This window comes from Neobacillus drentensis, from assembly GCF_021560175.1.
Classification (GTDB): Bacteria; Bacillota; Bacilli; order Bacillales; family Cytobacillaceae; genus Neobacillus; species Neobacillus drentensis_A.
Genome location: NZ_CP091110.1, coordinates 2439758 through 2466216, shown reverse-complemented (window position 1 = coordinate 2466216; position 26459 = coordinate 2439758). Strand labels below are relative to the sequence as shown.

Genomic DNA, 26459 nt, shown 5'->3' with positions numbered 1-26459 from the left:
TGTAAGCCGAGAAACATTCCTTTCTGGAGCACACTATGTGGAGTGTGGTTTTTCGCCTCAATACGCAAAGACGCCTGTATATACAGGCGTCTCAGATTGTAGACAAAAGGCATCCGGATGTGCCAATCTGGGTGTCTTTTTGTTGTTTTTTTGCTCGTAAGAGCAAAAGTTAGGCCTATCCTATGCTTATTGCTACGCCATTTCTGGACTTATCCAAGTCCAATTGGCCATCTTTTTTAAATTCATGGCAGCAAAAGTAAGCATCGCTTGCATGGACAATTTTTTTAGGCCTCTTAAGGTTGTCCAACGCATACCATGCTTTTCCTTGGCATCTGCAAAAACACGTTCAATGGTTTCTTTGCGTTTTGCGTAAATGCTTTTATTCTCTTGTGTCGAACGAAGATATTCGGCTTCTTCTATATGGTGTTCCCAGACATGACGCTGAATGAGTTTTTTATGTTCCTTACTCTGCGTGCATTTTGAAAGTAAGGGACATTTTTCACATTCAATCGGATTAGAGAAGTATTGACGGTAGCCTTCCTTCGTCGTAGTTGCATACTTCAATATTTGTCCTTGCGGACAGATATAACAATCGTAGTATTCATCATAAACATATTCATATTTTTTCATGTACCCCTCTTTCGTACGAGGGCGAGTATAAGGTAAAGCAGGTGTCATATCATTTTCAAATATGTATTGGGCAATAGCAGGTGTTTTATATCCAGCATCAGCAGCAACAGCAGAAGGTTTTCCTTGTTTCTCGATTACCTTTTCCAATAGTGGTTCGAAAATGACACTATCATGGACATTCCCAGGAGTTACAATTGCCCCTAATACAAAACCATTTCGATCAGCGGCCGCATGGAATGAGTATGCGAACTGTTTCGTACGCTCGTCTTTTACGTAATAACCACTCTCAGGGTCAGTAGTACTTTTTTTTATTTCCTTAAATTCCTCTTTCTCAAACTTATCTGGTGGAAATGGCTTTTTATCATGTTCTTCACGGTCTTTATTAATCTCTTCTTGTAGTCTTGCTTCGTATGCTTTCGTTTCTTTTCTAACTAATTTCTTCTCGAATTTATGTTTATTTGCACTTGCTTTTACATGGGTTGAATCTATAAATACATGCTCGCTACTAATCAATTTCTTATCAGAGGCTTCCTTCAAAATACGATAGAAGATCTGTTCAAATAAATCTGTATCTTTAAAACGTCGTTCGTAATTTTTACCGAAGGTAGAGAAGTGAGGCACTTTATCATAAAATCCAAAGCCTAAGAACCAACGATAAGCCAAATTTGTTTCGATTTCTTCAATAGTTCTTCGCATAGATCGAATACCGAAGGTGTATTGGATGAATGCCATCTTAATTAATATCACAGGATCAATGCTTGGGCGTCCTCTTTCAGTAGAATACATTTCTTGAACCAGGGGATAGATAAATGAAAAATCAATAGAAGCTTCTAACTTGCGTACTAAATGGTTGGCCGGCACAAGTTGTTCTAAAGCTATCATTTCTAATTGGTCACGATTTATCTGTGTATTCTTACTTAACATCTTATCCACCTCAAAAAAATTATCTATATCCCAATTATACAAAAAGGACTGCCTACAAACCCTTAATTTTTTCGGATTTGTCGACAGTCTGAGACGCCTGTATATACAGGCGTCTTTTTTATTTTTAAAGCTGTGTTAAAGGTTATAGTTGAATTTTAGCACGTTGATTGGAGCGGAAGGCGGCGAAGACTCCTGCGGGAGTACGGGGCTGGGGAGACCCCACAGGCGCTTTAGCGTCGAGGAGGCTCCCCGGCACGCCTGCGGAAAGCCAAGCCGCCTGGAGCAGAAATCAACATTCAAGATTAACACAGCCATTTTTAAAAAGTGGAGGGCACGGTTGGTGAAGCCTAGTGTACCTTGAAGCATAACACTGTTAAATTTACAATGCTCCCTGATTTGTTATATTTAAAATTAGCACTTTTTTCCTAATTTTTTTATAATAAAAATAGGCTTATATTTTATTTAAATGTGGAGGGATCCGGATGAATAACCACCAAATCGATTTTAAGATATATGGCGATGATATGCAGTTCGTTGAGGTCGAACTTGATCCGCAAGAGACGGTTGTGGCGGAAGCAGGAAGCTTTATGATGATGGAAGATGACATACATATGGAAACTATATTTGGGGATGGGTCAGGCGGTGCTGGCAGCGGGCTAATGGGCAAATTATTTAGTGCTGGAAAACGGATTATTACGGGCGAGAGTCTGTTTATGACTACCTTTACCAATACAGGCGTTGGTAAAAAACATGTTTCATTCGCATCCCCCTACCCTGGTAAAATCATTCCAATGGATTTAAGTGAACTAGGCGGCAAAATCATTTGTCAAAAGGATGCCTTTCTAGCAGCAGCTAAAGGGGTTCAAGTAGGGATTGAGTTCCAACGAAAAATCGGTGTCGGCTTTTTTGGCGGAGAAGGCTTCATCATGCAAAAACTCGAAGGCGACGGCATGTGTTTTGTTCACGCTGGAGGAACAATCGTTCGTAAAGAGCTCCTCCCTGGCCAGTCACTAAAAGTAGATACCGGTTGTTTAGTCGCGATGACTAGCAATGTCCAATATGATATCCAGTTTGTAAAAGGGGTTAAGACGGCCTTGTTCGGCGGTGAAGGTTTGTTCTTTGCAACGTTACGAGGACCGGGTTCTGTTTGGATTCAATCACTGCCATTTAGCAGGCTGGCAAGCAGAGTATTTGCTGCTGCCCCATCACGCGGCGGCGCTAAAGATGAAGGAAGTCTCGCACGTGGAATTTTTGATATGTTTAATGGAGATTAATATCTCTGGCAGGGTCGAAATCGGGACCCTGCTTTTTTATGTTTTCCATTCGTCCCAAATGGCTAAATGAACTAGGCTACCCTTCCACCTTCCTCCGGCCAACAAATTCAAAGTCATCACCTAATGAAGGTTGGACTGAAACCTGTTTTACTATTTTCCTTTTCCGATACCTTTTCAGTACCTCTCGTCCATCTAAATTTTCCTCTAATTCCTTTTTAATCATATTCACGATCACAATCACCACAAAGTAGCCAATAATCGGAGCTAAAATCGTCCATGGTGCACGGATAAATTCACTGAAATTTTGGCCAATTAAACCTGCCCATTCATTCGATAAAGTCGCTGGCTTGGGCGGTTCATCATACCCCATAACCCCTGCCCGGTTGCGGCCTCCTAAAAACATTCCAAATAGGCCAAGCTGCATCGTAATGTGCAGTGTACTGATAATCTGCTGAACTGTAAACAAGATACCATATGAGCGGATATGCGGCCATAATTGCCGCCTGATGATATGCAGTTTGCCTGCCCCCATTAAATAGGAGCTTTGTACATAGGTGGTTTTTAACAGATCATCGGTAACATCTGAAGCAAACAGCGTTACCGATGGGATCCCAATAAAAACGAGAATAATAATTTGATAGGTAACAATAGAAGATATCGCAACATCAGTAAAGTCCCCTACGATTGGCAGCATTAAAATAAAACCTAAAAGGACAGATGGGATATACCGAAAAATAATAAACAGATCCTGTATATAGCTTTTTAAAAACGGGGCCCAAAGGGAGAGAATCAGGCCTAAAACCCCACCACCAAGAACCCTAATGAAAGCTACGCTCAATGCCGTGATCAGCGTAAACTTTGCACCGTATACTAACAATAAATGAATATCCTCACCATTTCGATCCGTTCCCAGCAGATGTTCTCCAGAAGGAGGAAACGGTGCACGTCCAACAACATCGCCATGTTCGTTAGTAACAATTACCTGATGATTAAAATCCATCGGACCATAACAAGGATAAAAAAGACTAAGCATTAACAGGACGAACAAAATGCTGGACCCCATTATGGTTTTTCGAAACATCTTCATCTATTTGCTTCCTCCTTTCCTATCATCCTTGTCGATAAGTACCAGCCCACTGTTTCAATAACCAGCATGGGAAACGTTAACATCAGTAAGAAGATAACAAGGGTCGTTATATTCCCACCTAAAGAAACTACTTTTAATAATTGTTGATTAAACCCATTGATATTTAAGATCGCTTCTACTAAATAAATATTGGATAATAATACCCAGACAATCGTCCTTAATTGCACGATGGCAAGCGGAAAAATGTTCCTCAAAATATGGATAAGCAGTACCCTGACTTGCCCGATTCCTTTCGCTTTTGCATATTCCACATAGGGCTCTGTTTGTTCATCCGTAATGATTTTGATTAAAAATTGTAACATTAAAAATAATGGTAAAAACGAGACTGTCATAATAGGCACAAAATAAGGTTTATTTCCGAAAACCCCATAAAGTTGTAAAAATTTCAAACCAGTTGTTTTATAAAGGGTTATTACAAAAAACATAAATAAAAAAATAATTAGTAAATCTGGTACTCCCTCAAAAAAATTGACAATATTTTTTAAACCGTTCCTCACTTTGGGCGGTGAAAGAATCACAACAATAGCCATGGACACGGCTAAAATGATGACTATTATAAAACTTAGCAATAATATGGTCATCGTATAACGGTAGCTTTCCACTATGTCTACCGTATGGAGGAACTCCCAATATCTTGGATCATTTATCGTGATAAGACTATGAAAATCATATCGAACATTGCTCCAAAAGGTATGGAAATGGATTTGAACTCTGTCTGTTCCTATCCCTAATAAAGAGGGTAAATTAAAGACAACAAGAAAACTTACTAGTATTAGTACAATCCTAATTACTATACGGAATAACCGTTTCATTTCATCCCCCATCCCTTATAATTTTGTATTTCCCTAAATTTTCCTTTATCCATTGTAACCTATTTTTCCTAATATTCTCAATTCAAAATCTGGTAACTGAAAAAAGCATGCATAGTTTATGCATGCCACGAAACCAAAAACTACTTAATTGGAAGTTCGTTTAATTTTTCCGAAACTTGTTCTCTTTTTAGATTATAAGATTGCCAAGTATGACTTTCCGCTCGGGATTCGAGTTTCTTATCACGTAATATTTTTTCTAATTGAGGAATGGATTCACCGCGTTTATATAATTCTACTAATCCAAGCACCCCAGTTGCCGATAAACTACTTAAGTAGTACGCATCAATTTTACCGGTTTCTTCAAAACGGCTGATATTTTCCTTAACCACTATTCGGTCCAGATCCATAACGTTTATAGTCGTATAGTAAATCAACGCCGTGATAAAATAAAAGTGAAACAGGGACAGTTTTTCCACCCAAATTTTGACCAATGTATAGGTAAAAATGACAACCAGAAAGATCATAAAGGAATGAACTAAAACCCTAGTGAAGGTAAATCCATAGGCTTCCTCATACATTCCTAATCGTAAGAAGGCGGAGCTAAGCATAACTGCGCTCGAAAGAACAAGAATGGTCAGCAACACCTGCCTCATTCTTCTGATTCCATTTTTCCCGCTCTCACCAAACGATAGAACCACGATGGTGATTGATAAATTGATCAGCGTCACAAAAAGCAGTTCAAAAAAACCTTTTCTTGCATATTCTGCGTAAGTATAATCCCCTTGCAGGCTGCCGCTGAAGAAATATCTAAATTGAACGATCGTAAATAGGATATAAACCAGATTAATTAAGACCAGAACGGTTACCGAAATAATCGTATCAAGCTTTACCGATGCCTGCCAAACCTGCTGGTTCATGGCTTCGACTTGTTTTTTTACTAGCACTTGCATCAATCCAAAGAAAGCACCCATACAAATTAGAACAACGACCAGTCTCATGACCCCTTCAGCATCAACCACTCGAAACAGATTGGGAATACCTCCAACCATCAGCGCAAACTGGCTATCAGCTTTCATCAACAGCTGCAATACGACGGCTAGAACAGGTAAAGAAATAACAACCCCAATTAAGATCTTTTTCCAAACTAAGAGCTTATGATCGTCAACACCGTTCTTTGCAGATTTTCCCAATGATGCCGTAAATGCCACATTATATTTTATAGCGCCAATAAGTTTTTTGCAGATATAAAGAATAAATGTCGGCTGGTTCCAACGGAAATGTTTTGGGCTGGTTACTAACACAAGATGAAAGATAACCAATACTGGTATCCCCACGATATTCAAAATGTAAAAAAGGATATTTTCATTCAATACATAACCCGCGGATAATAACCAAATACAGATTAAAACCAGATAGCCTAAGCGTTGGTGGGAAAAGGAAAAGCGTTTGTATCTCCAAAAAAATACTGCATAAAACGCCATGATAAAGATAAGATATGAAATTCCAATTAAACCTCGGAAAAAAGATTCTTCCGCTAAAACTCCAAGCAGCAAGCATAATAATAAAAACAGCCAATCTTTTTTGTTTACGTTTATTTCCATTGTGTATCCCTCACCTTTGTATAGAAATTCTATATATATAGTTTTACTAGGTATATAAGCAAAAAAAACTGCTTATATCGAAGCTTTCCTTCCCCACCGGTATCCCAGCCAGCTAACCGGATAAAGAATAATCGTAAAAATGATACAAGCAATAATAAAGGTTTTTGTTAGAAGTGGCGCGAACCAAGAATGCGGAATAATTTCAAATACTGTCAAAATCATCAGTATGATATTTGGAATCAAAGATAATAAGAAAGTTTTTCTTAAAAGTCTCCGTCCTCCATGTCCAAAGCCCTTGCCAATTTCATACCCAAGTAAGGCCCAGAAAAACAGGTATAAAAAAGCAATTAAGGTTCGAATGGATGTTAATTGACCCCAAAGGGCCGTTAACCAGCTCCATTCATAAAGATTATGTGCGAGTGTAATCATACTTCCGCCGCCAAAAAAGACTATGTTTAGGAAAATAAAGAGCCACTTCATATTACTAGGAGTAACCGACAACTCTTCCTGCCACATCGCGGCAATTTCCGCAGGGCATCCGAGCCTCGATACAAGTCGGTCCATCACTTGCTCTTCTGTTGAACAATCAAAAGACTCCAGCAGAATTTCATCAATGTGGGATTCATATTCTAGAAGGATACTCTGCCTCTCTTGATGGCTGCCAAGCCCTTTATCTAATTGTCTAAGAAAATCATTCTTCGGCCGTTCCATGTGTTGATCTCCCTATTACCTTGTTCATTACTTTAACAAAATCCTGCCATTCCCGCGTTTTCTCGCCTAACAAGTCTCTTCCACCATCGGTGATCCGATAGTACTTACGTGCTGGTCCCTTTTCCTGTTCCACCCAATAGCATTCAATGTATTCCTGTTTTTCAAGTTTATGAAGCGCCGGATATAAAGTGCCTTCCTTTACGCTTAGCCCATTGTCACTGCGCTGTTCTAACTCTTTTACTAATTCATAGCCATACATATCGCGCTCATTTAATAATTGCAGAAGGATTAGGGAAGTGCTCCCTTTTACCAATTCACGATTAAACATATTTTCACCTACCTAGAATTTTTAGGTACATAGAAATTCTATAGCTATTTTGCTTCTTTGTAAAGTAGGTTTTACCACTTTTTCAAAAAATAAAAGTGACGAAATGTTCGTCACCTGTCCAATCGTTATTTCATTTTTAAATTCTTTTTCTGTCTTTGAATGAATTGATCTCGCTCGCCGCCATCAGATAATTCCTCGGAAAATTCGTGATCTGGTACTTTCCCGACAAATTCGCCTGTTTTTAACGTCTTCGGTGCTAAATTATTATTGGGGGCGGCCTGTTCATTCCAATCTTTCATAACAATCACCTCTTTCATAGTATTCTTTTTTTCAGTTACTTTATCCCAAAACAAAAGCGCTTGGACGGAGCCAAACGCTGTTGATTTGATTTAGATAATCATTTTTTTATTTTCATTTAGATTTAATTCCTGTACAGCCCCCCGTTCCATTTCGCGGTTCTTTTTGATTTTAAAATGGTAAATTATATAACAGGCTACAACAAAAGGAACGCCTAAATATAGGGCCAGACGCTGTTCAGAATCAAACGCTAAACTTGTCAAAACCAGACAGTTTAAGGTTAAACCAATAATCGGCAAGATTGGGAATAGTGGTGTTCTAAACTTTAAGTCCTCAACTTTTCCGCCTTCACGAATAAATTTCCTGCGGAAGGCAATTTGGGAAGCTGTAATCGAAATCCAGCCAACCTGTGCACCCAGTCCAGCCACAGATAACAGCCAAACAAAAACTGTTTCTTCGGCAAAAAAGCCTGATAATAATGATAGAAGTGCAATTCCAATGGTTAAAACAAGCGCGTTAAACGGAACCCCTTGTTTATTGACTTTTGCCAACCCTTCACTTGCCATCTTCTCTTTTGACATCGCATACAACATCCTTGTTGCGGCATAAAGGCCTGAGTTAGCAACTGAAAGTAACGCAGTTAAGATAACAAAGTTCATAATATCGGCTGCATATGGAATACCGATACTGTCAAATACGACAACAAATGGGCTTTCGACAACCCCTGCTTGTTTCATTGGGATTAAGCTTGCTAAAACAAAAATGGCTAAGACAAAGAAAAACAATGTACGCCAAACGGTTTGTTTAATCGACCTTGGAATCGTTTTCTCGGGTTCTTCGCTTTCTCCTGCGGCAATCCCAATAAGTTCTGTTCCTTGAAACGAAAAGTTAACGGTTATCATTGTAATTAAAAGGGCGGTAATACCATGAGGTAACAAACCATGGGCAGTGAAGTTGGATAAAAATGGCGCGGGTTGTCCACCCTTCAAACTGATTAACCCAAACATAGCAGCGCCGCCCAGAACAATGAATGCTAAGATTGCGAAAATTTTAATGCTCGAGAACCAAAATTCTGTTTCGCCAAATGCACGGGCAGAAAGTGCGTTAAGGGAAAAAAGAACGATGGCAAAAATCGCACACCATATCCAAACAGGTGAATCAGGAAACCATCTTTGCATGAGCTGGCCGGCAGAAAGTAACTCCAATGCAACGGTTACGGACCAGCCTAGCCAATACAGCCAGCCTAGTGCAAACCCTGTGCCAGGACCTATAAACTTTGTGGTGTAGGTTTGAAATGACCCGGAAACCGGCATTGCGACCGATAATTCCCCTAAGCAAAGCATCGTTAAGAACATTATAAAGCCGCCGATAACGTAAGAAAGAATCGCTCCCATTGGACCGGCCTGACTAATCGTATAGCCAGAACCCAAGAAAAGTCCTGAACCAATAACCCCTCCTAAAGAAATCATGAATAGATGCCGCGACTTCATCGTTCGTTTTAATTCATGTGTGGTGTTGTTTTCTTGTAAATTCATTAAGTTTCCCCCTTTTTCTATTCGAGAATACGCTTACAATATTTCCCCATCCCATTCCAACCTGGAAAGTAAACATTCAACAGGAACACTTCCAGTTGATAAAAAGATCTTAGCCGACCTACCTTTTACGAACAACTAAATCTTTTTAATTTTTTCACTTTTCCAATCATTATATTGCAATTTTTGTGCCAAACATAAAACGCTTAAATGTGAACATTTTTTGACCTGAACCGCCAATTTTTTTGGCATCCTTGATAAAAATTTTGCATATTGATGCAAAAACCCCCTTTCCAGCTTAAGGAAAGGGGGTTCCTTGATCAGTCACTACCCGTAATAATTAAATCGTCCTCTATCACTGCCAAGGCAGTTTCAGTATCCACTTTTTGGCCATCCTTCACATTTAACGAAGTGATATGTCCGCTTATGCCAACCGAAATCTCTTCAATTTTACCGTTGTGAGCTTTAATTAAAAACAGCCTCTCCCATTCATATACATGGCTGTCTTTTTCTGTTAATACTTTTTCAACGGTACCAGAACATGGACTGTAAACAGTTTCTTCAATCTTTAACAAATTGTTCACTCCTCATATCTTGAATTTCGTATTGACAAAACGAAATCATTCTTCTATACCCAGCCACGGAAGCTAGAGGCCTCTGCTACTTTTCTGATCCCGACCATATAGGCTGCTAGGCGCATATCTACTTGATGTGCCTTGGCCGTTTCATAGATCGTTTCGAAGGACTTAGTCATTACCTTTACTAGCTTTTCAGCCACTTCTTCCTCCGACCAGTAATAGCCTTGATTGTTTTGAACCCATTCAAAATAGGAAACCGTTACACCGCCGGCACTTGCCAAAATATCGGGAACAAGCAAGACACCTCGTTCCGTTAAGATTGTGGTTGCCTCCAATGTGGTCGGCCCATTAGCAGCTTCCACAACAATCGAAGCCTTAATATTGGCGGCATTTTGCGCGGTTATCTGGTTTGAGATTGCCGCAGGGACAAGTATGTCACAATCTAACTCTAACAGTTCTTGATTGGTAATCGTGTTAGTAAATAATTGCGAGAAAGTACCAAAGCTATCTCTTCTATCAAGCAAGAAATCAATATCTAGTCCATTTGAATCGTAGACCCCGCCGTATACATCTGAAACAGCTACTACCTTTGCACCGGCATCATGCATAAATTTTGCAAGATAACTGCCAGCATTTCCAAAGCCTTGAATGACAACACGTGAGCCTTTTAATTCGATGCCTCTCTTTTTAACCGCTTCTTCTATACAGATTGTCACACCAGCAGCTGTTGCCGTCTCACGGCCTTTTGATCCTCCAAGGACTAATGGCTTTCCTGTAATAAAACCTGGTGAGTCAAACTCACGTAAACGGCTGTACTCATCCATCATCCAGGCCATGATTTGTGAATTGGTATACACGTCTGGTGCAGGAATATCTTTTGAAGGCCCAACAATTTGGCTGACCGCCCGTACATAGCCGCGGCTTAGTCTCTCAAGCTCTCTAAAGGACATTTGTCTTGGATCACAAATGATTCCACCTTTCCCTCCGCCATAAGGAAGATCGGTTATCCCGCACTTTAGGCTCATCCAAATCGATAAAGCCTTTACCTCTTCTTCATCCACCTCTGGGTGAAACCGAACACCGCCTTTTGTTGGTCCTACAGCATCATTATGTTGTGATCGGTAACCTGTAAAGACTTTAACCGTACCGTCATCCATTCTGACAGGAATTCGAACCGTTAATAAGCGAAGCGGGTCCTTTAAAAGTTCATACATTTCATTTGTATAACCTAACTTATTAAGTGCTTTTCGAATGACGGTTTGCGTGGAATAAAATAAATTTAAAGACTCTTGTTCCTTTTGTTGTTCTTTTGACATTTCATCAACCAATTTATTTGCAGGCATTTATGCCACCCCTTATTAAGTTAGACTTATATTTTATGATAAAACGCTTTGAATTTTCTCAATAGCCCAATCAATTTCTTCTTTCGTAATAATTAGTGGCGGTGCAAAGCGGATCACGGTATCATGCGTTTCTTTACATAATAACCCTGCTTCTTTTAATTGTTCGCAATATGGCCTTGCTTCTTCGGTTAATTCCACTCCAATAAACAAGCCTTTTCCACGGATCTCTTTAATGATTGGATTGCTAATCGCTTTCAATTGATCAAGGAAATACTTTCCTAAATCAAGCGAACGTTCTGCTAGATGTTCTTCCTCAATAACCTCTAGGGCAGCAAGTGATACGGCACAAGCAAGCGGATTTCCTCCAAATGTGGAACCGTGAGAACCTGGATTAAATACACTTAATACGTCCGAGTTGGCAACAACACATGAGATTGGGAATACCCCGCCTCCAAGTGCTTTTCCTAATATCAGCATATCTGGCTCAACATCTTCCCAATCACAGGCAAACATTTTTCCTGTACGAGCCAAACCAACTTGAATTTCGTCAGCGATAAATAATACATTATTTTCTTTACACAATTCAGAAGCTTGTTTTAAGAATCCTTCAGGAGGTAATAGGATTCCTGCTTCCCCTTGAATAGGCTCCATTAAAAATGCTGCTGTATTTGGTGTGATGGCTGCCTTTAATGCCTCTAAATCACCATATGGAATTAATTTGATGCCTGGGAGCATTGGTCCAAATCCGCGTTTGTACTCTGGATCCGAGGATAATGAAACAGCCCCCATTGTCCGGCCATGGAAATTTCCATCGCAGGCAATGATTTCAGCCTGATTTTCAGCAATACCCTTTACATCATAACCCCAGCGACGCGCTGCTTTTAGTGCTGTTTCGACAGCTTCTGCACCTGTATTCATCGGAAGTGCCATGTTTTTATTTGTAAGTTTGCAGATTTTTTCATACCAAGGACCAAGCTGATCATTATGGAAGGCACGTGAAGTTAAGGTTACTCTGTCTGCTTGGTCTTTTAATGCTTGAATGATTTTCGGATGACGGTGCCCTTGGTTTACAGCTGAATACGCACTAAGCATATCCATATAACGATTGCCTTCAGGACTTTCCACCCATACCCCTTCCGCCTTCGCAATCACGATTGGCAGTGGATGATAATTATTTGCCCCATATTTATTTGTTTGTTCAATAATTTCCGTCGTTTTCGTTGTAACCATCATGTTCATTTCCCCCTTTATTCTTAGGGAGCACCATAGTGCCCCCCACCCCTTATAATCTTAAAGCATTTCTGATGTTGTTTTCGCCTGCATATGAAGAAGTAAATAATCCGGTCCGCCCGCTTTTGAATCGGTTCCAGACATATTGAATCCGCCGAATGGCTGGTAGCCTACAATCGCACCCGTACATACACGATTAAAATAAAGATTTCCTACGTGGAATTCTTGTCTTGCTCTTTCAATGTGCTCGCGGTTATTTGAAATCAATGCTCCTGTTAAACCATAATCCGTGTTGTTGGCAATTTTCATCAAATGATCAAAGTCACGCGCCTTACAGAAGGTTACCACTGGTCCAAAAATTTCTTCCTTCATAAGGCGGGCATCCTCATCCAAGTCAGCGAAGATAGTTGGTTGAATAAAATAACCCTTGGAGTCATCCCCTTCGCCTCCTGTCATTAATCTGCCTTCTTCTTTTCCAATTTCAATATAGCTCATGATTTTTTTGAATGATCTCTCGTCAATAACTGGTCCCATGTAAGTTTCTTTTAATTCTGGATTACCAAGGGTAAGAGTTTTTGTTAGCGCAACCGCCTTTTCAAGCACAACATCATATACATCTTGGTGAACAACAGCACGGGAACCAGCTGAACATTTTTGACCGGAGTAGCCAAATGCTGAGTAGACGATTGAAGCTGCAGCAAGATCCAAGTCTGCTTCGCTATCGACCACAACGGTGTCTTTACCACCCATCTCGGCAATCACACGTTTTAACCAAATTTGTCCTGGATTTACTTTTGCAGCGCGTTCATAAATACGGCAGCCTACTTCGCGCGAACCTGTAAACGATACAAATCGAGTTTTCGGATGATCCACTAAGTAATCACCAATTTGAGCACCGCTGCCAGGTACAAAGTTTAAAACTCCTTTTGGCAGTCCAGCTTCATGCATCAGCTCTACAAATTTTGCAGCAACGATTGGTGTAGAATTAGCTGGTTTTAAAAGAACCGTGTTTCCAGAAACAATTGCTGCAACCGTAGTTCCAGCCATAATCGCAAGCGGGAAGTTAAATGGTGAAATGATGATTCCCACTCCAAGCGGAATGTAGTTGTATTGATTATATTCTCCTGCACGGCTTTTTACAGGTACACCTTCTTTAATGCTTACCATTTGTCTCGCATAAAACTCGATAAAATCAATTGCTTCAGCAGTATCGGCGTCTGCTTCGTTCCATGGCTTCCCTGCTTCTTTTACTAGATAGCTAGAGAATTCATGTTTACGGCGGCGAAGCATTGCAGCTGCACGGAATAGGATATTAGCACGATGTTCTGGGCTCCATGTTTTCCAGTTCTCAAATGCTGCTAAGGCTGCTTGCATCGCTTTTTCAGCTAGTTCTTGATTGGCCATTGAAACGCTGCCAATCACCTCTTCTTTATTGGCTGGATTGATTGATTGAATTTTTTCTTCTGTTGTGATAGGTTCGCCGTCAATGATAACCGGGTAGTGTTTTCCGAGCACACTTTCGACTAAGGCAAGTGCTTCTTTAAAAGCCTGTATATTTTTTTCTTCCGTAAAATTAGTGAATGGTTCATGTGAGTATGGATACATTGTTTTTCCCCCTTTTGTTGTTCATTAAAAGTATATTGCAAGTTCCGTGCCAACTTGAATTTTGCAGTTTAATAGCTTTTCTATGGTATTAACAGCAAATAATTTTTGCATATATTTAAAATTTTTAAATAAAACAGCAAAATTATTTTGCATTAAGAGATTTTCTTTGCTTTAATAGATACATATAGGAAAAACAAGGGGAATAGATAAAATGGAAAAATCAAAGATTGATTTGCTCTATTTAACAAGGATGTATAAGAGGATTTTGGACGAAATCGATGTGGGAGTCCATGCCGTCGATGATTCTGGTAAAACCATTATTTATAATAAAAAAATGATGCAAATGGAATCGATGGATCTCCAGGATGTTATCGATAAAAACCTTCTGGACGTGTTTATGTTTAAAGACGACCAATCTAGTACACTAGTAAAAGCGCTCCAAGAGGGAAAAGAAACGAGTAATGTAAAACAGACTTATTTTAATAATAAAGGACGAGAAATTACCACTATTAACAACACAATCCCGATTTTTTCTAATAAAGAACTACAGGGTGCCGTGGAAATTGCTAACGATGTAACAAAACTCGAACGTTTAATAAAAGGCAACATGACGAAAGGAAGTACTAAATACACGTTTGATCATATAATCGGGACCAGTCCTGCTATAAAAGAAGTAATAGAATCGGCTAAACGTGCGACAAGAACTTCTTCCTATGTATTGATTGTTGGTGATACCGGAACGGGTAAAGAACTCTTCGCCCAAAGTATTCACAACGCAAGTGAGCGCTTATCCGGACCTTTTATTTCGCAGAATTGCGCGGCTTTACCAGATAATCTAATTGAGAGTCTTCTGTTCGGGACCAAACGCGGGGCCTTCACAGGGGCTATGGATACTCCGGGGTTATTTGAACAAGCGAACGGCGGCACTCTGCTGCTTGATGAAATTAACTCCTTAAATATGAACCTGCAAGCAAAACTGCTTCGAGTCCTTCAAGAGAAAATGATTAGACGGATCGGAGATACAAAGGACACACCTGTAGATGTCAGGGTCATCGCTAATATGAATGAGGATCCGATTGATGCGGTTGCTAATAATCGGATGCGAAAAGATTTATATTATCGGCTTGGAGTTGTAACAATCTTTGTTCCACCTTTAAATGATCGTAAAGAAGATATTCCGTTATTAGTAGAGCATTTTATAGAAAAGTATAATGACCGATTTCAAATGCAAGTAAAAGGCTTATCTGAGGAGGTCAAACACTCATTCTTTGAATATGATTGGCATGGAAATGTACGTGAACTCGAGCATATTATTGAAGCAGCCATGAATATCATGATGGATGGTGAAGAATTTATCATGTACCGTCATTTGCCATATCAGTATCGAAACAAAATGCAGATGAAAGAACGAATGATGCCCATTTCAACAGTTGATACGTTTATGAAAGAAACGGGGGATGTTACTGTTCCTTTAAAAGAGCAAATGGAGTTATTTGAAAAGACCTATATTGAGCATGTACTCAAGAAGAACGAGTTTAATATTTCCAAAACGGCCAAGTTGCTGGGGTTAAGCCGTCAGAGCTTACAGTATCGATTAAAGAAATTAAATCTTGAGGTAAATAATTAAGAGTCGCCATACAAAAGCAGGCTGAGGAGAACGAACTTTGGACTTTAACGGCCCAAAGTTCGTTATTTTTTTAAAAATTTTGTACAAGCATAATAACGCAAGACTCACTTTCTGGGAAGCTATTTCATATAATATAGCAGGAGCAAAATGAGATCTATCAACATTTTTGTAAAATTACCCTTTTTAATAATAAAACATACAAGCATAAATATTCCATTTTTCCCCCATACTAAGAAAAAACAATGAGGTGAAGAAAATGGGACTACTCAACTCATTTAATCAATGGAAAGAGGCAAGGTATCAAAATCATGTCTCTACGATGAAAGACCAAGGCAAATGCCCTGATTGTGAGGGTAGAGGATATACGGTATATCCTTATAATGAGTTTGCCTACTTTAATTCATTTGAATGCCCTGGATGCCAAGGCAGTGGTCAATATGTTGATTGGGAAGAAATGAGGTAGTTGGTAAGGAAAAGATAAAAGAAATAAAGAAGGTGTCCCAAAAGTATAACTTTTAGTGGCACCTTCTTTATTTCACATTGAACTAGTCTGTTGATTTCCGCTCCAGGCGCGAGCGGTACGGGGAGCCTCCTCGTCGCTTCGCTCCTGCGGGGTCTCCCCTGCCCCGTACTCCCGCAGGACTTTGAATTTTCATCTTCGAATCCACCCACGCACGAAGGAAATGCGATAGCATTTTCGAGGAGTCTGCGCGCCTTCCGCTCCCATCAACAGAGTGTGCAAAAATTATTTATCAACCACTATTTGGGTCAGCCTCTTTATCTTTTAACTCTTTTTAACTAGATTTTGATAAACCCTCGCGGTTCTAATTTCAACCGTGAGGGATCCTCTCCTGATAGTTGACTTTATCATAAGGGGCACACCAGTCGTATTTTTAAATCGAAAATCGTAACCGCCATAAGAAACCGTTGCATCCCTTCCAGTTGGGACATAGCCCACATGCAGAGAGTGATGATGTTTTTCAATATAACTAACAGCTAATTTATCAATTGCGTTATACAAGGTGGACGAGGTTTGACAAATGCCGCCGCCAATTCCGTCCACTAGCTTTCCATCAAGGGCTTCCGGTGCAGGTTGATAGCCATGCTCAGCATCACTTGGGCCTACAGTGGTGTTAAAGGAAAAGGAGTCTCCGGCACCAAGGATAACATGATCAATCGCCTCAGCCGATAATGCAATATTTTTCGACCTGCCAGCCACGCCGCTATTAAAGTGGGTCGTATAAGATGCAACGACTACCTCTCCCAACTGAGCTGCCTCCTCAGGCTTGTAGCCGCTTGCTGTCACATACAACGGGATTTCAACGTCACCGCCTTTTAAAGAGGCTTGGATGATTTTATCGGTCAGTTCTTCCTCTTCCAAGATCGTTTGCGGTGAACCTTTAATTATCTGTCCATTTTCATCAAGCTTGTCGAGGATCATTCTTTTGTCATATCCAGGCGTATCGTTTGTACCCCGCGCCAATTCCCTCGTTACTTCGGCTAATTGAGCCTTATATTTTTCATCATCTGAGCCATAGCCCATTTCTTTTGGTTTTAAAGTTTTAATTACACGTTTGGTATTCGGATCGATCAGATTTACAAAAACCGGTTTTTCCACTTTCCTTTTCTTCTCTGCCTTCAATTGTTTCTCTTTTGGACTATTTTGCGGACCTGCCGCATGCGCTTCTTTTTCTTTTGTTGTCTGCTCTGAACAACCAGCTAAACCTATTAAACAGCCTGCCAATAAAATGGTGATGATTCTAGTAATCTTTTTCATTTTCCCCCAACTTTACTCGTTATTTCGTTTGAATGATCCTCTTAATCTATTACTATATGATTTGACGAATATCCCCTAATTTGGTTTCATTCATAATCCTATTTATTCCATTTTTATTTCCACTTTCCTACATTTGACATGGGTTCATTCTATCACTTTTTCCTAGTAATAAGATGACTTTTCTGATGTCATGAAGAAAATAATTTTCCGCACTAAAAATCTTGAATAAATAAACGAGAAAGGTAAATAGTAATACCTAGGTTTGTTCATTTATAGGAGGTGCTTTAATGTCTGTATATGTCCATCAGACGTTTGTCATTAAACAAGATAAGTTTAAAGAAGGAATAGATAATTTAAGGGAAATTAAAAAGTTTAGAACCGAAAATTATGATCACAAGGTCGAGATCCTGACCCCTATATCAGGAGAGGATCATACTTACGCCCTCCTCTCCATTTATGAGGGATTAGCAGAAATGGAATTACAAAATAAAAAAATGTTTGAAGACGATGAATACATAGAGCTAATCGGTCCCTTCTTTCTTGAAAATATTGAACAAGGCAGTATGTATACACAAATTTATCGTTCCTTAAGTGACAAAAAGCCGGATAAGAAGAAGGAAAAAGAAAAGGAATAATAGAACCTCAAAAAGCAAAAAGGGCAGTTAGCCCTTTTTGCTTTGTTTTATAACAGCATATTTATGAGCAATGCTCCACCAAACGCAACAAACGAGAGGATGGTTTCTAAGACTGTCCATGTTTTAAATGTTTCCGGAACACTTAATCCTAAATATTCTTTTACCATCCAGAAACCTGCATCATTAACATGTGAGAACATTAACGAACCTGCTCCTGTCGCTATGACGAGTAATTCTAGATTCACGTCTGTCATCCCAGCAACCACTGGCGAAACAATCCCGGCGGCCGTGGTTAAGGCTACCGTAGCTGATCCAGTTGCAATCCGAATTAATCCTGCAATTAAAAAGGCCAAGACTAGTGGTGATAGAGATAAATTCTCAGCCATCCGTGCAATGGTATCCCCTACCCCGCTTTCAATTAAAATTTGTTTAAATCCACCCCCAGCCCCAATAATTAAAGCAATCGAACCGACGGGCATTAAACATTCCTCTGTCAATTTTTTTACCGCTTCTTTATTCATCCCTCTACGCATTCCAAGGAAATAATAGGCTACAAAAACAGAAATTAGCAGGGCAATGATTGGACTTCCAATGAAAATGAGAAATTTAGTGATTCCTGCTGTTAATTTTAAGTAAGGGGCAATCGCTGAGAGAATCATCAATAATACCGGCAATAGAATAATAAAAAAAGAAATACCTGTGCCTGGCAAAGATTTAGCTTTATTGCTAATTCTGATTAACTCAGGTTCACCTTGTGGTATGACTCTTTTATTAATCCACATGGCAAACAATGGTCCAGCGATAATAAGTGCAGGAATCGCAATAATTAGTGAATATAATAGGACTTTTCCTAAATTAGCTTTGTAAATACTGATGGCTGCTAATGCCCCTGGATGTGGAGGAACCAAGCCATGGACGATTGATAATCCGGCAATACAAGGCAAGGCAATAAGCAAAATATTCTGCTTAGATGATTTATGAATCGAGATAACTAAAGGTAAAAGGATCAAAATTCCCACTTCAAAAAATATAGGGATCCCGATAATAAAGCCCGATAGCATCATGGCCCATGGTAATTTGTTAACCCCAAAAACACGAATAAAGTATTCTGCAATCTGCATGCCCGCTCCAGAGTCTGCCATCATTTTACCTAGAATGGTTCCTAAAGCCAAAATGCCGATTAAATGCCCGAGGACCCCGCCTACTCCCGTTTCATAGGCAGCCACAATTTTATCAAGTGATAACCCTGATACTAATGCTAAAAATAAACTGGCCACTAGCAAGCTGATAAATGCATGCCATTTAAACCATGATACTCCAAGAACAACAATGACAATTGAAACGAGCGTCATCAATAATAAAAAACTATCCATACAAACACCATCCTCATCGATCTTGTTGTTATCTATCACTCTTATTGTTAACATTTGTTCTATTAAAATTCGGTTTTATTTTAAGTAAGGATACGGTAAAACGTAAAAAAAAGCCTTCATCCTAAATAAATTAAGGATGAAGGCTCATTTAATTAATCTCGATCTAAAAGCACAGCACCAGCTATTCCTGGTTTAGTCATTTCAAATATATTTAAGATAAGGTCTAATTCTTCTTCCGTCAGCACATCATGCTGCAAACATAATTCACGAACCGATTTCCCACTGACAATCGCTTCTCTGGCAATTCTAGCAGCCACTTCATAACCCAAATGCGGATTAACAGCTGTGATAATACCGACACTTTTTTCTACATATTCTTTTAAACGCGCTTCGTTTGCTTCAATTCCCTTTAGGCAAAAATCAGTAAAGGAACGAAATCCATTATTCATAATACTGATCGACTGAAGTAAATTAAACACCAATACAGGCTCCATTACATTCAATTCCAGTTGGCCAGCTTCTGAAGCAAGACAAATGGTATGATCGTTTCCGATTACCTGGAAGGCAATTTGGTTAATTAGTTCCGGCATGACCGGGTTTACTTTTCCTGGCATGATGGATGAACCTGGCTGGCGGGCTGGCAAATTAATTTCCCCAAGTCCAGCTCGCGGACCAGAAGCCATTAAACGAAGGTCATTGGCTATTTTCGACATATTCATCATACAAACTTTTAATGCAGCCGAAACCTCGGTATAGGCATCTGTGTTTTGAGTTGCATCGACGAGATGCTCAGCATTGACTAATGGGAGTCCGCTTATTTCGGCTAACTCTTTTACCACATCTTTAATATATTGGGGATCGGCATTTAAACCTGTCCCAACTGCTGTAGCACCCATATTAACCTCATATAAATGTATTTTCGAATTTGAGATCCGCTTTATATCTCGTTCAACAACACGTGAGTATGCTTCAAATTCTTGTCCAAGTCGGATCGGAACGGCATCCTGCAGGTGGGTTCGTCCCATTTTGATAACGTTTTCAAATTGTTTCGCCTTCTCCTTAAAAACGGCAAGCATTTCATTCATCGTATCAAGTAATTTCTCCAGTAATGTTAGAGAAGAGATATGAATGGCTGTCGGGAATACATCATTCGTAGATTGTGACATATTGACATGAGTATTAGGACTTAAGTGAATATAAGCACCTTTGGCATGGCCAAGTAATTCAAGTGCACGATTGGCGATCACTTCATTTGCGTTCATGTTCATTGATGTCCCCGCGCCGCCTTGAATCGGATCGACAATAAATTGGTCATTCCACTTACCAGCAATAACCTCATCAGCTGCTTGACAAATAACCTCACCAAGCCCTGAATACAACCTTTTCGTATTCATATTGGCTTTTGCTGCTGCCTTTTTTACCATTGCCAATGCTTTGATTAATTCTTCGTGAATGGAGTACCCCGTAATCGGGAAATTCTCAACCGCCCTTAGTGTTTGGATTCCATAATAGGCGTCCAGTGGGATTTCTTTTTTCCCTAAGAAGTCTTGTTCGGTTCTGTTTGTAATCATAGCTTTTTATCTCCTTTTTATAAACCAACTATCCTCACAAAAAAATAATAACAATAAAAATTGACTCTGTCTCTACTTTTGGTCATAATTCTCGGACAAATCCAAAATTGTTCTGTCAAAATAATAACATTTCGAGATGCGTTATAAATTTTAAATTTGTCTTGCCAAATAATCCGTCATTTTGTCATCAAACCTAACAGAAGAAATGGCAGTTTCATGCTGTTTTTTGACAACAATGTAGAATTTTTTCATAATCTTTGTTTTACTACTATCTTATATTACTAAGTTTTTCATGTTATTATCATCTGAATATTATTTCAAAATTGTAAAATTTGAAAATACGAAGGTGATTTGACTACTCGTTACTGGTAAATTCCAGCCAACAACGATCACAATTAAAAAGAGGTAACCAACTCATCGGTTACCTCTTTGCTTTTTCTATCAGTGGTGGCAAATTTACCGTTCTAAAAAAGAATAGTTAAATTTTCTTAGCAGCTCTCCAAAAACACGGCACTCCTCTTCCGGCCAATCTTGAAGTAATTCTGTAATGCGTTCGAAACGCGCCTGCATATGTTCTTTTAGTACTTTTTTTCCTAACTCTGTAATTTCAAACGTATATGCTCTTCCATCTAACGGGTCAGGTATCTTATATAAATAACCTTTCTGCTCTAAAGCAGCGGCTTGTCTGCTGACCGTTGATATATCCAGTTGAAATTCACCCGATAACACCTTTACGCCGACTGCCCCTTTCATGGCGATGCGACGAAGTAACAGATAGGCAGATCGGTCAAGACTCCCAACTTTCTTATGGTTATTATCAGAAGTCGTTCGTCGAAGCAAGATCGCTAATTCAAGTTCGATCATTTCTAGAGCATTTTCATTCATTTTATAACCTCACAATATTCAATATTCCTATCCATTATCATATCATAATCATAAGTCATTTTTTATTTTCTCGTCAGCAACAGAAAACATCATTGACGTAGTGAAAAATAGTTGTATAATACAATCATATACTTTCATTATACAACTATATTCGCACAATTAAAAAGGAGAGATGTGAATGTCATCCACACCGCAATCGATTGCGTCAACGTCAAAACCAGAGGTGCAATCATCATTACTAACACAGCCAAAGTCAGTATGGGCCGTGTTTTTCGCCTCTATCATTGCTTTCATGGGTTTAGGCTTAGTCGACCCCATCCTACCTGCTATTGCAGAACAATTGCACGCCACACATAGTCAAGTTACCTTACTGTTCACTAGCTACAATGCGGTTATGGCAGTCGCCATGCTCATCACCGGGATGATTTCTTCAAGGCTCGGTATTAAGTGGACCCTTCTTTCTGGCATTGTCATCATTGCTGTCTTTTCCGCACTTGGAGGATTTTCAAACGGAATATGGACCCTCGTAAGTCTTCGCGGCGGCTGGGGACTAGGAAATGCTTTATTCGTTGCAACTGCACTTTCAGCCATTGTCTCGCTATCCAATAGCGGAACAGCCAAAGCCATTATTTTGTATGAAGCGGCAATTGGTCTGGGTATTTCTGTAGGGCCGCTGCTGGGCGGCTGGTTAGGGGCAATGTCCTGGAGAGGACCGTTTCTCGGTGTTGCCGTCCTAATGGTGGTAGCTTTTATTGGATTAATTTTATTAATGCCAAAGTCTCAACAAAATCAACAGTCTAACCAGGCAAAAACATCTATTCTAGACCCATTTCGCGCCCTCAAACACCGTTCATTACTTGTTTTCGGAATTGCAGCAGCCCTTTATAATTTTGGCTTTTTCACGCTTCTCGCCTATGCCCCGTTCGTCATGGGATTGGATGAACATGGACTGGGCTTTGTATTCCTAGGATGGGGGATCTTACTTGCGATAACCTCTGTCTTTATGGCTCCTGAATTACAGGCCCGGTTTGGAACCATTAAATCGATGTGTGCGATGTTAGTGTTGTTCGGTATTCTCCTTTTTGTCATGGGTACATGGACATCATCACATGCAGTTATTATTACTTGTGTTATTGCCGCCGGTGCATTATTAGGCAATAACAATACACTCATTACTACTGCAGTAATGAATGCTGCTCCTGTACAACGCTCAACAGCGTCAGCCGCATACAGCTTCCTTCGCTTTATCGGTGGTGCAATTGCCCCCTTTATGGCTGGTAAGCTTGCAGAAATTTATAATCCGTCTGTTCCTTTTATTGTTGGAGGAAGTTTTGTCATCATCTCTGTGCTGTTCCTTTTACTAAACAAAAAACACATTAACCATGTTGATGATGTTGAATTAGGTCATTAAACGTACGTAAAGGGATCTGTCTTGATGACAGTCCCTTTTTCTTTTTCCAATCTGTCATTAGTCAATGAATATCCCGCTTCTTAAAACGGCCGCCGCGAACTTCTGCAATATCAGCAATTGCTAAAAATGCGGTAGGATCAATATCTTCAACAATGGTCGTGAGTTTTGATTCTTCCAATCGAGAAATGATACTGAAAATAACTTTCTTATCATCTCCTGTATAGGCACCTTCACCATTTAAGTAGGTTACTCCCCGTCCTAACCGGTCATTCACGGCATTTCCAATTTCATCGGCATTGTCACTAATAATCCAGACAGATTTAGTTTCTTCGAGCCCTTGTACAACGGTATCGATGGCTTTCGAAGCAATGACATATGCTAATAACGAGTACATGGCACGATCCCAGGTAAAGACAAAGCCTGCTGCGCCTAAGATAAAAATATTCATAAACATGATGATTTGACCAACTGAAAAAGGAATCTTTTTGCTAATTACAAGAGCTAGGATTTCTGTGCCATCTAATGCCCCGCCATTACGAATGACAAGCCCCACTCCTATTCCTAAAATCATTCCGCCAAAAAGGGTGGCCAAGAGGATATCTTCTGTAAAAGGGGGAATGGGATGAAAAAACGAAGTGAAAATGGATAATACGATAATTCCATAAATAGTTGAAAATGCAAAGGTTTTTCCCATTTGTTTGTAACCTAGATAGACAAATGGCAGGTTCAAAATAAATAGAAAGAGTCCTAATTTCCATCCGGTCAGATGTGCAAGCATGATGGAGATACCGGTGATCCCCCCATCAATTACGTGGTTCGGGACTAAAAATATTTCTAGTCCTGTTGCCATTAGAATAGCTCCAATGGTTATGGCGATAATTCGAAAAATAACCCTGCTCAGAGGCAGTTTACGATGCTGAAAATTTTCCTTAATCAATTCTGTCATTAAACCTCTCCTTAATCATTGTATTTTTCCATATGAACATCTTATCTAGTAGGAAAACCCATAATATGTTCTTTATATGATTATATCATATTTTCAACAAAATTTGAACCGTAGTTCATATTTTTAAAAAAGAAAAAGGGATTGCAGCCTCTGCAACCCCCTTTTCTTATACCATTACCTTACATATATTATTTGTAAATTCGACTGGATCTTCAATTGGTAAGCCTTCAATAAGCAATGCTTGATTATATAGTAAGTTTGTAAATAACGTCACCTTATCCTTATCCTGTTCAAAGGCATCCTTTAATGATGCAAACACCTCATGATGGACATTAATTTCCAAGATCTTATCTGCTTTAATATTTTGGCTGTTAGGCATAGCATTTAAGATTTTTTCCATTTCAATCGAAACTTCCCCATCAGTAGCTAAACATACTGGATGAGTTTTAAGTCGTTTCGATACTTTTACATCTTTAACCTTATTATTTAGAACATTTTTCATAAAATCAAAAAGTTCTTTATTGTCTTGTTCCTCTGCAGACATATCTTGATTTTCATCCGCTTCAAAGCCTAAATCACCGCTGGAAACTGATTTAAACTCTTTTTCTTTATAGGACATTATCATTCTAATCGCAAACTCATCAATCTCATCCGTGAAATAAAGAATTTCATAGCCCTTATCCGCAACTAATTCCGTTTGTGGCAGTTTATCAATACGATCATTCGATTCACCGGTTGCATAATAAATATATTTTTGGTCCTCTGGCATTCTTGATAGGTATTCGTCAAAAGTGACCAATTTTTTCTCCTTAGATGAATAGAACATTAATAAATCCTGGAGTTCTTCTTTATGGGTTCCATAATCACTGTAAACACCATATTTTAGTTGTCTGCCAAATGATTTAAAGAACGCTTCATACTTTTCACGTTCATTTTTTAAGATCGACAATAATTCACTTTTGATTTTCTTATTAATATTTTTGGCAATTAGCTTTAATTGACGGTCATGTTGAAGCATTTCTCTGGAGATATTTAAGGATAGATCTTCAGAGTCCACCATACCCTTCACAAAACTAAAATAGTCTGGAAGTAAGTCAGCACATTTATTCATGATTAACACACCATTGGAATATAACTCTAACCCTTTCTCAAATTCCTGTGTGTAATAATCAAATGGAATGTTTTCCGGGATATATAAAATAGCATTATATCTTACCGCACCATCAACGCTGATATGAATATGTTTAAGCGGCTTATCAAAACCGTATCGTTTCTCCGTGTAAAAAAGTTCATAGTCTTCTGTTGTTAAATCCTTCTTATTCTTTTTCCAAATAGGAACCATTCTGTTAATGGTTTGTTCTTCCACTACTTCTTCAAATTCGTTTTCACTGCCCTCGTTAAGCTTGCGTTCTGTTACATCCATTTTGATTGGGTAGCGGATAAAATCCGAGTACTTTTTGATGATTGACTTTAACCGGTACTCGTCAAGATACTCATCATAATTCTCATCTTCGGTATTTTCTTTAATTTTCAACATAATCTCGGTACCAATTGAATCTTTCTCACATGGTGTGATGGTATATCCGTCTGCTCCTTTAGATTCCCACTTGTACGCTTCATCACTGCCTAATGCCTTACTTAGCACCGATACTTCATCTGCCACCATAAAGGCTGAATAAAAACCAACCCCGAACTGACCAATGATATCATACCCGTCTTTAATTTCATTTTCCTTTTTGAAAGCTAACGAACCGCTTTTAGCAATCGTACCAAGGTTATTTTCAAGTTCTTCCTTCGTCATCCCTATCCCGGTATCGGTGATTTTCAATAATCTATTGTCCTTATCAGCAGTGACTTTTATGTAATAGCTATCTTGGTCAAACGTCAACGTATCATCTGTTAAGGCCTTATAGTATATTTTATCAATTGCATCGCTTGCATTAGACAATAACTCTCTTAAGAAAATCTCCCTGTGTGTGTAGATAGAATTGATCATCATGTCTAATAATCGTTTGGACTCTGCTTTAAACTGCTTCGTTTCCATCAAGACCTCTCCTTTATCAACAATCTATAGTATATTTTAGCACTCTTAACTCGTGAGTGCTAACCATTATTTTAATAACACATTTTCTGTTTTGTTGTCAAGATAAAAAATAGCACCCTAATGGATGCTGGATCAAACCGAAAATAAAGGAAAGAAATTAAATACTAAATACAAACAT

Annotated in this window: 23 protein-coding genes; 5 read left to right on the top strand and 18 right to left on the bottom strand. The window is 39.1% G+C overall.

What is annotated here, in order from left to right; genetic code table 11:
• Positions 1-192: 192 nt before the first annotated feature.
• Complete coding sequence (locus tag L1999_RS11320) at positions 193-1554, bottom strand: IS1182 family transposase (RefSeq protein WP_235740079.1); 1362 nt, start codon at positions 1552-1554, stop codon at positions 193-195.
• A 482-nt stretch (positions 1555-2036) separates the two neighbouring features.
• On the opposite strand from L1999_RS11320, the gene L1999_RS11315 reads away from it, so the two are divergent.
• Positions 2037-2828, top strand: coding sequence for a TIGR00266 family protein (locus tag L1999_RS11315; RefSeq protein ID WP_235743633.1), 792 nt, complete (start codon positions 2037-2039; stop codon positions 2826-2828).
• A gap of 76 nt (positions 2829-2904) precedes the next feature.
• On the opposite strand, the gene L1999_RS11310 is transcribed toward L1999_RS11315, so the two are convergent.
• The 11 genes from L1999_RS11310 to pruA all read right to left on the bottom strand — a co-directional run bounded on the left by L1999_RS11310 (position 2905) and on the right by pruA (position 14012).
• Positions 2905-3915 carry an ABC transporter permease subunit gene (locus L1999_RS11310; protein WP_235743632.1) on the bottom strand — a complete coding sequence of 337 codons (1011 nt, stop codon included), beginning with the start codon at positions 3913-3915 and terminating at the stop codon, positions 2905-2907.
• Complete coding sequence (locus L1999_RS11305; RefSeq protein WP_235743631.1) at positions 3912-4787, bottom strand: ABC transporter permease subunit; 876 nt, start codon at positions 4785-4787, stop codon at positions 3912-3914. Before L1999_RS11305 ends, L1999_RS11310 begins: the two co-directional genes overlap by 4 nt.
• A gap of 140 nt (positions 4788-4927) precedes the next feature.
• Complete coding sequence (locus tag L1999_RS11300) at positions 4928-6388, bottom strand: DUF4153 domain-containing protein (protein WP_235743630.1); 1461 nt, start codon at positions 6386-6388, stop codon at positions 4928-4930.
• Between the two features lie 72 nt (positions 6389-6460).
• The gene (locus L1999_RS11295; RefSeq protein WP_235743629.1) at positions 6461-7099 is read right to left on the bottom strand and encodes an HAAS signaling domain-containing protein; all 639 of its coding nucleotides are present in this window, start codon (positions 7097-7099) and stop codon (positions 6461-6463) included.
• Positions 7080-7427 carry a PadR family transcriptional regulator gene (locus L1999_RS11290; protein ID WP_215046275.1) on the bottom strand — a complete coding sequence of 116 codons (348 nt, stop codon included), beginning with the start codon at positions 7425-7427 and terminating at the stop codon, positions 7080-7082. The genes L1999_RS11295 and L1999_RS11290 overlap by 20 nt, the downstream gene beginning before the upstream one ends.
• Positions 7428-7552: 125 nt before the next feature.
• Positions 7553-7726 carry a hypothetical protein gene (locus L1999_RS11285; protein WP_215046277.1) on the bottom strand — a complete coding sequence of 58 codons (174 nt, stop codon included), beginning with the start codon at positions 7724-7726 and terminating at the stop codon, positions 7553-7555.
• A 90-nt stretch (positions 7727-7816) separates the two neighbouring features.
• On the bottom strand, positions 7817-9259 hold the full coding sequence (locus tag L1999_RS11280; protein WP_235743628.1) for an amino acid permease: 1443 nt from the start codon (positions 9257-9259) through the stop codon (positions 7817-7819).
• Between the two features lie 317 nt (positions 9260-9576).
• Positions 9577-9831, bottom strand: a complete 255-nt coding sequence (locus tag L1999_RS11275; RefSeq protein WP_345790891.1) for a biotin/lipoyl attachment domain-containing protein — start codon at positions 9829-9831, stop codon at positions 9577-9579.
• A gap of 53 nt (positions 9832-9884) precedes the next feature.
• Entirely contained in the window at positions 9885-11150 is a 1266-nt protein-coding gene (locus L1999_RS11270; protein ID WP_235744320.1) for a Glu/Leu/Phe/Val family dehydrogenase, read from the bottom strand.
• A 60-nt stretch (positions 11151-11210) separates the two neighbouring features.
• Positions 11211-12410 carry an ornithine--oxo-acid transaminase gene (locus L1999_RS11265; protein WP_235743626.1) on the bottom strand — a complete coding sequence of 400 codons (1200 nt, stop codon included), beginning with the start codon at positions 12408-12410 and terminating at the stop codon, positions 11211-11213.
• Between the two features lie 57 nt (positions 12411-12467).
• Positions 12468-14012: an L-glutamate gamma-semialdehyde dehydrogenase gene (gene pruA / locus L1999_RS11260; RefSeq protein ID WP_235743625.1), complete on the bottom strand. Its 1545-nt coding sequence runs from the start codon at positions 14010-14012 to the stop codon at positions 12468-12470.
• Positions 14013-14223: 211 nt separating this feature from the next.
• Here pruA and L1999_RS11255 point away from each other — a divergent pair, with 211 nt between their 5' ends.
• Both L1999_RS11255 and L1999_RS11250 read left to right on the top strand, forming a co-directional pair.
• On the top strand, positions 14224-15639 hold the full coding sequence (locus L1999_RS11255) for a sigma-54 interaction domain-containing protein (protein WP_235743624.1): 1416 nt from the start codon (positions 14224-14226) through the stop codon (positions 15637-15639).
• A gap of 256 nt (positions 15640-15895) precedes the next feature.
• Positions 15896-16102 carry a DnaJ-like cysteine-rich domain-containing protein gene (locus L1999_RS11250; protein WP_215046289.1) on the top strand — a complete coding sequence of 69 codons (207 nt, stop codon included), beginning with the start codon at positions 15896-15898 and terminating at the stop codon, positions 16100-16102.
• Positions 16103-16423: 321 nt separating this feature from the next.
• Here the strand turns inward: L1999_RS11250 and L1999_RS11245 are convergent, their stop codons facing one another.
• Positions 16424-17416 (bottom strand): VanW family protein, encoded by a 993-nt coding sequence (locus L1999_RS11245; protein ID WP_235743623.1) that lies wholly within the window; start codon positions 17414-17416, stop codon positions 16424-16426.
• Positions 17417-17703: 287 nt separating this feature from the next.
• Here L1999_RS11245 and L1999_RS11240 point away from each other — a divergent pair, with 287 nt between their 5' ends.
• A complete protein-coding gene (locus L1999_RS11240) occupies positions 17704-18051 on the top strand; it encodes a hypothetical protein (protein WP_235743622.1) in 348 nt (115 codons plus the stop codon).
• Between the two features lie 47 nt (positions 18052-18098).
• Here L1999_RS11240 and L1999_RS11235 read toward each other — a convergent pair whose 3' ends face one another.
• From L1999_RS11235 to L1999_RS11225, 3 genes are all read right to left on the bottom strand, one after another.
• Complete coding sequence (locus tag L1999_RS11235) at positions 18099-19424, bottom strand: GntT/GntP/DsdX family permease (protein ID WP_235743621.1); 1326 nt, start codon at positions 19422-19424, stop codon at positions 18099-18101.
• Between the two features lie 152 nt (positions 19425-19576).
• Positions 19577-20995 (bottom strand): aspartate ammonia-lyase, encoded by a 1419-nt coding sequence (gene aspA, locus L1999_RS11230; protein ID WP_235743620.1) that lies wholly within the window; start codon positions 20993-20995, stop codon positions 19577-19579.
• Positions 20996-21451: 456 nt separating this feature from the next.
• Positions 21452-21880: a MarR family winged helix-turn-helix transcriptional regulator gene (locus L1999_RS11225; RefSeq protein ID WP_235743619.1), complete on the bottom strand. Its 429-nt coding sequence runs from the start codon at positions 21878-21880 to the stop codon at positions 21452-21454.
• A gap of 178 nt (positions 21881-22058) precedes the next feature.
• On the opposite strand from L1999_RS11225, the gene L1999_RS11220 reads away from it, so the two are divergent.
• Positions 22059-23291 (top strand): MFS transporter, encoded by a 1233-nt coding sequence (locus tag L1999_RS11220; protein WP_235743618.1) that lies wholly within the window; start codon positions 22059-22061, stop codon positions 23289-23291.
• 61 nt (positions 23292-23352) lie between these two features.
• Here the strand turns inward: L1999_RS11220 and L1999_RS11215 are convergent, their stop codons facing one another.
• Together L1999_RS11215 and htpG are read right to left on the bottom strand one after the other, a co-directional pair.
• A complete protein-coding gene (locus L1999_RS11215) occupies positions 23353-24237 on the bottom strand; it encodes a YitT family protein (protein WP_235743617.1) in 885 nt (294 codons plus the stop codon).
• A gap of 166 nt (positions 24238-24403) precedes the next feature.
• Positions 24404-26281 (bottom strand): molecular chaperone HtpG, encoded by a 1878-nt coding sequence (gene htpG / locus L1999_RS11210; RefSeq protein WP_235743616.1) that lies wholly within the window; start codon positions 26279-26281, stop codon positions 24404-24406.
• Positions 26282-26459 lie beyond the last annotated feature (178 nt).

Bases quoted from the DNA above. Each gene is read 5' to 3' on its own strand.
- L1999_RS11265 (WP_235743626.1), bottom strand. From the start codon at position 12,410: ATGATGGTTACAACGAAAACGACGGAAATTATTGAACAAACAAATAAA.
- L1999_RS11280 (WP_235743628.1), bottom strand. From the start codon at position 9,259: ATGAATTTACAAGAAAACAACACCACACATGAATTAAAACGAACGATG.
- L1999_RS11270 (WP_235744320.1), bottom strand. From the start codon at position 11,150: ATGTCAAAAGAACAACAAAAGGAACAAGAGTCTTTAAATTTATTTTAT.
- L1999_RS11305 (WP_235743631.1), bottom strand. From the start codon at position 4,787: ATGAAACGGTTATTCCGTATAGTAATTAGGATTGTACTAATACTAGTA.
- L1999_RS11290 (WP_215046275.1), bottom strand. From the start codon at position 7,427: ATGTTTAATCGTGAATTGGTAAAAGGGAGCACTTCCCTAATCCTTCTG.
- L1999_RS11255 (WP_235743624.1), top strand. From the start codon at position 14,224: ATGGAAAAATCAAAGATTGATTTGCTCTATTTAACAAGGATGTATAAG.
- aspA (WP_235743620.1), bottom strand. From the start codon at position 20,995: ATGATTACAAACAGAACCGAACAAGACTTCTTAGGGAAAAAAGAAATC.
- L1999_RS11315 (WP_235743633.1), top strand. From the start codon at position 2,037: ATGAATAACCACCAAATCGATTTTAAGATATATGGCGATGATATGCAG.
- L1999_RS11300 (WP_235743630.1), bottom strand. From the start codon at position 6,388: ATGGAAATAAACGTAAACAAAAAAGATTGGCTGTTTTTATTATTATGC.
- L1999_RS11250 (WP_215046289.1), top strand. From the start codon at position 15,896: ATGGGACTACTCAACTCATTTAATCAATGGAAAGAGGCAAGGTATCAA.
- L1999_RS11295 (WP_235743629.1), bottom strand. From the start codon at position 7,099: ATGGAACGGCCGAAGAATGATTTTCTTAGACAATTAGATAAAGGGCTT.
- L1999_RS11245 (WP_235743623.1), bottom strand. From the start codon at position 17,416: ATGAAAAAGATTACTAGAATCATCACCATTTTATTGGCAGGCTGTTTA.
- L1999_RS11285 (WP_215046277.1), bottom strand. From the start codon at position 7,726: ATGAAAGATTGGAATGAACAGGCCGCCCCCAATAATAATTTAGCACCG.
- L1999_RS11215 (WP_235743617.1), bottom strand. From the start codon at position 24,237: ATGACAGAATTGATTAAGGAAAATTTTCAGCATCGTAAACTGCCTCTG.
- htpG (WP_235743616.1), bottom strand. From the start codon at position 26,281: ATGGAAACGAAGCAGTTTAAAGCAGAGTCCAAACGATTATTAGACATG.
- L1999_RS11225 (WP_235743619.1), bottom strand. From the start codon at position 21,880: ATGAATGAAAATGCTCTAGAAATGATCGAACTTGAATTAGCGATCTTG.
- L1999_RS11310 (WP_235743632.1), bottom strand. From the start codon at position 3,915: ATGAAGATGTTTCGAAAAACCATAATGGGGTCCAGCATTTTGTTCGTC.
- L1999_RS11220 (WP_235743618.1), top strand. From the start codon at position 22,059: ATGTCATCCACACCGCAATCGATTGCGTCAACGTCAAAACCAGAGGTG.
- L1999_RS11240 (WP_235743622.1), top strand. From the start codon at position 17,704: ATGTCTGTATATGTCCATCAGACGTTTGTCATTAAACAAGATAAGTTT.
- L1999_RS11235 (WP_235743621.1), bottom strand. From the start codon at position 19,424: ATGGATAGTTTTTTATTATTGATGACGCTCGTTTCAATTGTCATTGTT.
- pruA (WP_235743625.1), bottom strand. From the start codon at position 14,012: ATGTATCCATACTCACATGAACCATTCACTAATTTTACGGAAGAAAAA.
- L1999_RS11320 (WP_235740079.1), bottom strand. From the start codon at position 1,554: ATGTTAAGTAAGAATACACAGATAAATCGTGACCAATTAGAAATGATA.